Origin of the sequence: Flavicella sp. (assembly GCF_037132785.1) — a bacterium.
Lineage (GTDB): Bacteria > Bacteroidota > Bacteroidia > Flavobacteriales > Flavobacteriaceae > Flavicella.
The window spans coordinates 1-6,649 of sequence record NZ_JBAHZZ010000173.1 but is presented as its reverse complement, the minus strand read 5'-3'; the positions used below and the strand labels follow the sequence as shown (position 1 = coordinate 6,649).

At 31.9% G+C, this 6,649-nt stretch carries 4 protein-coding genes, 1 pseudogene and 1 riboswitch; of the genes and pseudogenes, 4 read left to right on the top strand and 1 reads right to left on the bottom strand.

Going from position 1 to position 6,649, the window contains the following annotated elements; translation table 11 throughout:
• The first annotated feature begins 301 nt into the window (after positions 1–301).
• From V5787_RS10865 to V5787_RS10850, 4 genes are all read left to right on the top strand, one after another.
• Positions 302–601, top strand: coding sequence for a hypothetical protein (locus V5787_RS10865; RefSeq protein ID WP_336893240.1), 300 nt, complete (start codon positions 302–304; stop codon positions 599–601).
• 775 nt (positions 602–1,376) lie between these two features.
• Positions 1,377–1,487, top strand: a riboswitch (SAM riboswitch).
• Positions 1,488–1,583: 96 nt separating this feature from the next.
• Positions 1,584–2,558 carry an alpha/beta fold hydrolase gene (locus tag V5787_RS10860; RefSeq protein WP_336893239.1) on the top strand — a complete coding sequence of 325 codons (975 nt, stop codon included), beginning with the start codon at positions 1,584–1,586 and terminating at the stop codon, positions 2,556–2,558.
• Between the two features lie 54 nt (positions 2,559–2,612).
• Positions 2,613–5,033: a bifunctional aspartate kinase/homoserine dehydrogenase I gene (thrA, locus tag V5787_RS10855; protein WP_336893238.1), complete on the top strand. Its 2,421-nt coding sequence runs from the start codon at positions 2,613–2,615 to the stop codon at positions 5,031–5,033.
• 101 nt (positions 5,034–5,134) lie between these two features.
• Complete coding sequence (locus tag V5787_RS10850; protein WP_336893237.1) at positions 5,135–6,316, top strand: aminotransferase class I/II-fold pyridoxal phosphate-dependent enzyme; 1,182 nt, start codon at positions 5,135–5,137, stop codon at positions 6,314–6,316.
• A gap of 196 nt (positions 6,317–6,512) precedes the next feature.
• Here V5787_RS10850 and V5787_RS10845 read toward each other — a convergent pair.
• A pseudogene (locus tag V5787_RS10845) lies at positions 6,513–6,649 on the bottom strand (IS1595 family transposase); the annotation flags it as partial.

Genomic DNA, 6,649 nt, shown 5'->3' with positions numbered 1-6,649 from the left:
AAAATATGGACTCTCTGATAAACCAGCTCCTAAGACACAAGAAAAGATGAAGGAAAATTCAGAAAATCACATGAAAACACTTCAAAATGATAGCAAAAGGGTAGTCAAATATTTTAAACATCACAACATAAAATATGCTGCTTAAAACTAACGATATATAGATGCGAGGTTAATATTACCAGTTTACGGAATATACAAACAGTTGATAGTTGGAGATAAATTCGGAAATAATCCAATGCCTGATATTGGATTAATCTTTTTTGCAATATTTGTTTTTAGTCTAATTGCGTTATTTTGGTTTATGAAACTAACAACTGAAATTAATATAACTGAAGTAAAAATAAAATTCGTTCCTTTTCTCAAAAAAAATGTAAAATGGAGTGATATTAAAAAATCTGAAATTGTAAATTATGGATTTGTTGGAGGTTGGGGGATAAGGCTTGGAACAAAATATGGTACTGTGTATAATACAAAAGGGAAAACAGGACTTGTAATTGAATTGAATAATGGAAATAAATTTTTAATCGGAACACAAAAAGAAGATGAATTAAAAAGAGTATTAAACGGAATAAGGTCTGCAGGTAACAAAGAACTATGGTAATAAATAAGTGAATTAATTGATTTGTATAGTTCTTCTATAATTTTGATAGTAATGAATCCTAGATTTAGCAATTGTAAAAACCTGTTTCAAGAGCTTATTACAAATAAAAATCAGCTAGCTTCTTACTTCTTATCCGTTGCTACAATTCTAGATTAAAGAGCCTTGAAACCCTGTTGTGTTTACATTAAACGAACAAAAAATGAAAATCTTATTCTTAATTGGCATTCTGTTTCCATTTATTTACTAGAAAAGGATATTAATTATTGCTCATATGGAATTTGTGAATTTGACAGGTGCAAATTCACTAAATTCTTTACAACCAAAAGTAATTTTTGTGATACAAAATGGGAATAATACCAAATAAACATCAAAATGATTGATTAAATTAGTTTCTGTTTTCTTTATATTTCAATATAAAATAGAACCGTAACCTTGTCTATGCTGATGTTTTTTTATTTCATCTAAAGAAAAAAATAATTCAAATTTATTATTAACCACTCTGAAATTCATTTGGTATAAAACGGTTGCTAAAATAACTGAGGTGAAAAAAATAACTTAATTTTTCACGAAAGTACTTTTGTGCTCATATCTCGGAAGGAATTCCATTTTTAACAATGGAAAAGCTAGTTTTTCGTTCTTTTGATAAGAGTTTACCTGCACGAAAGGATTCGTGTAGGATCGGGGTTGAAAATGAACCCTGATAGATTTACTATAGAATCGTTGTAATTTGGTAAATAATTCATATTTTTGCGGTGAAGTTCATACTTTTATTGAAATGTTATCAAGAAAGGCAGAGGGATTAGACCCTGTGAAGCCTTGGCAACCCTTTAAGCTATTAAAGAAGGTGCTAAATTCTACCTTGGCATATGGCTCGGATAGATAACCACAGACAAAACAAAGTCCTCTCCTTTTTTAACAATTCGATAAACACTTCTGGAAATTTTATTTCTGGAAAATTTGTAATTAATAAAAGAGAAATACTTTGAATAGTAGTTTAAAATATCATTCTATCGAAAATTTCACCACCGAAACAGGTGTCGTGTATGACGAAATTGAACTTTCTTATGAATTGTTCGGTCGAGAATTACATACGGCTCCTATCGTATTGGTGAATCATGCACTTACAGGGAATTCTGATGTTGCGAGTCCACATTCAGGATGGTGGAATGGAATTATTTCAGAGGGAAATTTGATAGACACAAATAAATACACAATTATCGCTTTTAATATACCAGGGAATGGTTTTGATAAAAAACCAGGTAATTTAATTAAAAATTATAAAGATTTTACAGCTAGAGATGTTGCTAAGCTGTTTGGAATAGCTTTATTAGGATTAAAAACTAAAAAGTTACACGCTATTATTGGTGGATCGTTGGGTGGTGGTATTTCTTGGGAAATGGCCGTACTATTTCCTGAATTGGCAAGTCATTTAATTGCTGTTGGTTCAGATTGGAAAGCTTCAGATTGGGTTTTGGCACATAATAAAGTGCAAGAACAGATTCTTTTGAACTCTAAGAAACCTGTGCATGATGCCCGTATGATGGCTATGATGTTTTATAGAACGGCTGGATCTTTTAAAGAAAAATTCAATAGAACAGTCAACGAGAATTTAGGAATTCCTAATGTAGAGAGCTGGTTGTTACACCATGGATTTCAATTAGAAAACAGGTTTCATTTGCAATCCTATAAAATGGTAAATCATTTATTGTCTACCTTGGATATTGTTAGAGATAGAGGTGAGTTTAAAGATGTTGCATCTTTGATTAAATCAAATATTATCCAGATAGGAATTGATTCTGATTTCTTTTTTGTTACTCAAGAGAATATTGAAACAAAAAACATTTTGGATGAGTTGGGTGTTAAAAACACCTATAAAGAGATTACATCTTTGCATGGTCATGATGGATTTCTAGTAGAGAGTGATCAGTTGAAAAAACTCCTAAAGGATGTTTTTTAATAAATTAATAGTAAGAATTCATCTAATTTAAAAGGTGAGCATACAGTATAAGCGATGAAAGTAATTAAATTCGGTGGTAAATCATTAGCAAACGGACTTGGTCTGAAAAGTGTTTTAGATATAATTATTTCTAAGATAGAGAATAGGGAAAAAAACATTGTTGTTTTGTCTGCGCGTGGAACTTCAACAAATGATTTAGAAAAATTATTAGAGAAATCAAAGAAAAATATACCTTATAAAGAGGCATTTGAGGATTTTAAAAATTATCAAATAGAGCCAAATAAAGAGGTTGATTTTTCTGAGGAGTTTTCTTTTTTAGAGAAAATTTTTGAAGGAGTTAGTTTGTTAGGGGATTACAGCCCTAAGATTAAAGATTTGGTTATGGCTTATGGTGAGTTATTGTCAGTAAAGCTTACTGTTTCTTTATTAAATAAAAAAGGTGTAAAAGCTAGATTAGTAGACTCTAGAAAGCTATTAAAAACAGACGCTACTTTTGGAGAAGCTGAATTGTTAGAAGATGTTTCTAAATATAATGTGGTTGAATATTTTAAGAGATGTGATGCTTCTGAAATTCAAATTGTAACTGGGTTTATTGCTTCTAATACAGAAAACGAAACGACAACTTTAGGAAGGAATGGAAGTAATTATTCTGCCTCGTTGTTGGCTGGTTATTTAGGAGCTGACGAATTGCAAAGCTATACACATGTAGATGGAATTTATACGGCAGATCCTGACTTGGTTCCAAATGCTCAAAAAATAGAGAATTTGTCTTTTAAAGAAGCAAATGAATTGGCTAATTTTGGAGCTTATATTTTAAATGCAAAAGCGATGATTCCTTTGATAGAAAAGGAAATCCCATTGAGAATTTTAAACACATTTGATGCATCTAGTAAAGGAACTTTAATTACAAAGGATTACAATTCTAGAGATGGAATCAAAGCAATTTCGGTATTAGAAAATATGGCTTTGATAAATCTAGAAGGAAAAGGTTTGTTAGGGAAAGTGGGAGTGGATGCTCGTGTATTTACAGCACTTCAAAGAGATAATATTAGTGTAAGTATAATTTCACAAGGTTCTTCTGAAAGAGGTATCAGTTTTGTCGTTGATGCTACGCAAGCGAGAAAAGCAAGAGAAGCCTTGGCAAACGAATTTAATTTGGATTTTTTAAGCAAGGATGTTACAAAAATCGGAATTGAAAAGGATGTTGCCATTATTTCTACACTAGGAAAAACATTGGCATCATTTAATAGCTCTTATAGTGCTTTGATAAGAAATAGTATTGAGCCTATTTTGATGAATAATACAGTTGCAGGCAGAAATGTTTGTTTGGTTGTAAGAAATAAAAATTTACACAAGGCTGTAAATGTAATTCATGCTGAAATTTTTGGTGCCGCCAAAAAAATAAACATAGCCGTTTTTGGTGTAGGATTGGTTGGAGGAACTCTGGTAAATCAAATTTTAGAGAGCAAAGCAAAAATTTTAAAGAGAAGAGGTGTTGATCTGAATATTTTTGCAATTGCAAATTCTAAAAAAGTAGTTTTAAATGCAACGGGAATTTCAGAGAATTGGAAAGATGAATTAGAAAATAAGGGACTGTCACGCTCTGTAGAGGATATCGCTATTTTTGCAAATGAATACCATTTAGAGAATTTAATTGCAGTAGATAATACTGCCAGTGCTCAGTTTGTTGGGAATTATATTCCGTTGGTTCAAAAAGGCTTTAATTTAGTCTCTTCAAATAAAATAGGGAATACAATTTCTTTTGATTTTTATGAGGAATTAAGAAAGGAATTAAAGAAAAACAAGAAAACGTATTTATATGAAACAAATGTGGGAGCAGGTCTTCCGTTAATTGATACGATACGAATGTTACATTATTCAGGAGAGAATATTACTCGAATTAAAGGGGTGTTTTCGGGCACGCTGAGTTATTTGTTTAATAATTTTTCAGCCAATGACGAGAAATTTAGTGAGGTGTTGCTAAAGGCAAAAAAACAAGGGTTTACAGAACCTGATCCTCGTGAAGATTTAAATGGAAATGATGTAGGAAGAAAATTACTAATTCTGGCACGTGAATTGGATTTGAAAAACGAATTTTCTGATGTGCAAATAGATAATTTAATTCCTGAGGATTTACGTAATGGAGATACGCAGACATTCTTAGAGAATTTAGATCAGTTTGATTCTATTTATCAAGATATAAAAAACAAACAAGATCCAGGAAATGTGCTGAGGTATATTGGAGATTTATATGGTGATATGACACAAGATAAAGGTGTTTTGGAAGTTAAATTAATTTCGGTATCAAAAAACTCTTCCTTAGGACAGGTAAAAGGAGCCGATTCTATATTTGAAATTTATACAGAGTCTTATGGCGAACGTCCCATTGTAATTCAAGGAGCAGGAGCAGGAGCTCATGTAACAGCAAGAGGAGTTTTTGGAGATATATTGAGACTTTCTGAAGGAGGTTTGTAAGAAAACACTGAGCTTAATTATGTGCCAGTCAAAGTGTATACTAAGGGAAAAGTTAACAAAATAAATAATATAAATACAGTTGAAATAATCAACTTAAGAAGATGAGTAAAAAACATTTTGAAACAGAAGCGATAAGAACGCAGTCAGCAAGAACACTGCATAAAGAACATTCAACCCCTTTGTATATTACGTCGGGCTTTGTCTTTGATGATGCCGAAGAAATGCGTGCTGCCTTTGCTGAAGAAAAACAACGTGATTTATATAGTAGATATAGTAATCCTAACACGACTGAGTTTATAGATAAAATCTGTAAAATGGAAGGTGCAGAGGATGGTTTTGCCTTTGCTTCAGGTATGGCGGCAATCTATTCTACTTTTGCAGCTTTGTTGAGTTCTGGAGATCATATAGTATCGGCAAGATCTGTTTTTGGAGCAACGCATAGCTTGTTTACTAAATATTTCCCTAAATGGGGCATAGAAACTTCTTATTTTGGTGTTGATGAAGTAGATCGTATAGAAAGTCTGATTCAGCCAAATACAAAGTTTATCTATGCGGAAACCCCTACCAATCCAGGAGTAGATATATTGGATTTAGAATCTTTGAGTGTGATTGCTAAAAAACATAATATTCTATTGATTATAGATAATTGTTTTGCAACACCTTATTTACAACGACCTATTGAGTTTGGTGCAGATTTGGTGATCCATTCTGCTACTAAATTAATAGATGGGCAGGGGAGAGTTTTGGGCGGAATTACTGTAGGCTCTAAAGAATTGATTAGAGAGATTTATTTGTTTTCTCGTTTAACAGGGCCTTCATTATCGCCTTTTAATGCTTGGGTTCTGTCCAAAAGTTTAGAGACATTGGCAATAAGAGTTGAAAAACAGTCTGATAATGCATTAATGCTAGCTAAATTTTTAGAAGCACATCCAAAGGTAAAATGGGTAAAGTATCCCTTTTTAAAATCACACCCTCAATATGAAATAGCCATCAAGCAAATGAAATTAGGAGGTACTATTGTAGCTTTTGAAGTAGAAGGTGGAGTACAAGGAGGGAAATCCTTTTTTGATAGTATCGAAATGTGTTCGTTATCGGCAAACCTTGGAGATACTAGAACTATCGTTACACATCCAGCATCTACAACACATGCTAAATTAGAAAAAGAAGACAAAGAGGCTGTAGGTATTTTAGAAGGTACTGTACGTTGCTCTCTTGGTTTAGAACATATAGATGACATCATTGCTGATATCAACCAAGCATTAGAAAAAACACAGGTATCATAGACACTTTTAAGCACTAATTAGACGAACATAGATATGTTGGTTTTTTGTTTCTAGGAGTGATGATTTTCCACTATGATTATAAGTTTCAGTCAGTTTTACTAGAATAAATATTTTATTGTTTAGCTGAGGTTAATTAAGAATAATGCCAGTTCAATTTTTAAATGGCGTACTAATACTCTGGAATATTTTTTTTGAGTTACACGCCTAGTGTCTGTTTTGTATTTTTTTGATATTTAGGTTTTTGTAGTACCATTCTAAGAATTGTTTTATGAAAAATGGATTCTTTGTATTGTGACCTATTAATTCTAAAACAAAATTCATCAAAATATGCTT